Here is a 1740-nt window from a genome sequence, read left to right as displayed (position 1 = left end):
ATTCCCGTAATTTATAACGATGGAGGTTGTACTTCCAGGGATTGATAGATTTCGACCTGTTTCTTTGTGACCTCTCCAAGGATACGACCATGCTCTGGCGCTTCAAACAGCTCAATCGTATCGAGTTCATCCAACAATCCCTGTAACGTCCACTTCTCAAACAGGTTCGCTTCTTGCATTTTCTTCTTAACATAGGATAGATAAATAAGAGCAACAAATTCTACAAAAAGCTTCCCGTTGAGGGACAATTCAGATGAAACTTGTATTCTCCTGAAATTCAGTCTGTCTTTCAAGTTGCCAAATGCTTTCTCCACCACATCCTTGCTTCGGTAAATAGATAAGGCTGTGTAAGGGTCTTTCACTTCGTTGGAAAGCAATGCAAAATAGCCGTAATTTTTTGCTGCTGCAAGCATGGCTTCTTCCTTAGGCTCTATCTTGCGTCCTCGCTTGGGCGTTTCAGTGACCTCGAAATACTTGCTGTAGTCCTTCGCGCAGTAATCACGATGCCTTCCTTCCTTAAGATCGTTGTACAACCCTGTCAAATATTCATTCATGTCTGCTTGATCCTTGGCCGCTTTTTCAGGATTGTAGAACAGCAACAAGTAGGCTCGTCTCTTTTCCTTTAAGACATCCCCTTTGTAAGGACGCTCCTGCTCGTAATCCCATTCTATCGTCCTGCACACCCCATAAGCGCCAAACTGCGTTTGTAGGTTTGACCATAGCTTCAGATTTTCTCTCTCCTCGTCTAGGACGGTTTTCACATATTGAAGTCCCAGTTTAATACCGATAATAAATTTCTGATGGTTTTGATACAATGCGTTGATGTTATTTTTGCTGTAAAACCCACGGTCTAAGACGACCTTTACTTTCTTGTAACCCAGGATATCGAATTCCCTTACAAGTTGCTTCACCGTTGAGACATCTGAAATGTTCCCGGGAAGTTTACGGTAATAGAACGGAAGACCGGATTGTTCGCCAAACAGAAGAGCTAGATTAATTTGTGGCAGACGATCATGTTCTTTGTTCTTTCCCTTTTTTACCTGGCTTAGTATATCCGAATAACTCGAAATGGAGGTAGTATCGAAAGCCCAGTATTCCTGCTCGATCCGACGTTTTGCCTGCTTTTCGAAAAAAGACATACGTCCTTCTTCATCAATCGACTGGAATAGTTCGCTGCTTCTTTGGGAAGGAATATCATCAGAGTAAGGATGAATATGTAGCTTCTGCCAGTGAGAGAACCGACTCAGCGAGTTGTTCTCTTCAAGAATTAAGTAATAGGCGACAGAAAGAATTTGCCTATAGGTGTCAGGAAAACAGCCCTTGAGATCATCGAAAACGCCCGTGATCTTGCCAATTTCATCAAACAGATGACTTGCACCATAAAAACTTCTTTTCATTCTTGTGATCGGCAATGGACCGGGCTTTTTCGAACGTTCACCGATAGAAGATTCCCGCTTTTTGTAAGGTCGTGTGGGAACAATCTTTCCAGTAGTAGGGTCCACCTTTCCAATCAGTTTCCGCTTGGATCTGGATTGCTGTTTTTCCTTGTCCCAATAGGCTTTATTCTCGTAAGCATACGTAATCCCCGTTTGCTTGTTTGTATGATAAACAATCCCCATGTTATCCCCTCCCTTATCGTTACATATATTATAATGTATAACGATGTAAAAGTCAACAAAAAAACGCTGAATCTATTGGTATTTCAACGTTTTTAGGATATATAATCGTTATACATCTCGG

The 1740-nt window shown here is 41.8% G+C and carries 1 protein-coding gene; it reads right to left on the bottom strand.

Features of this window, described 5'->3' with window-relative positions; translation table 11 throughout:
* Positions 1–11: 11 nt before the first annotated feature.
* Positions 12–1619 (bottom strand): IS1634 family transposase, encoded by a 1608-nt coding sequence (locus tag UB32_RS16910; RefSeq protein ID WP_044395934.1) that lies wholly within the window; start codon positions 1617–1619, stop codon positions 12–14.
* Positions 1620–1740: the final 121 nt, after the last annotated feature.

This window comes from Mesobacillus subterraneus (assembly GCF_000934845.1).
GTDB classification, from domain to species: domain Bacteria; phylum Bacillota; class Bacilli; order Bacillales; family Cytobacillaceae; genus Mesobacillus; species Mesobacillus stamsii.
The sequence above is the reverse complement of the archived record's forward strand: the minus strand, read 5'-3'. Positions and strand labels throughout refer to the sequence as shown.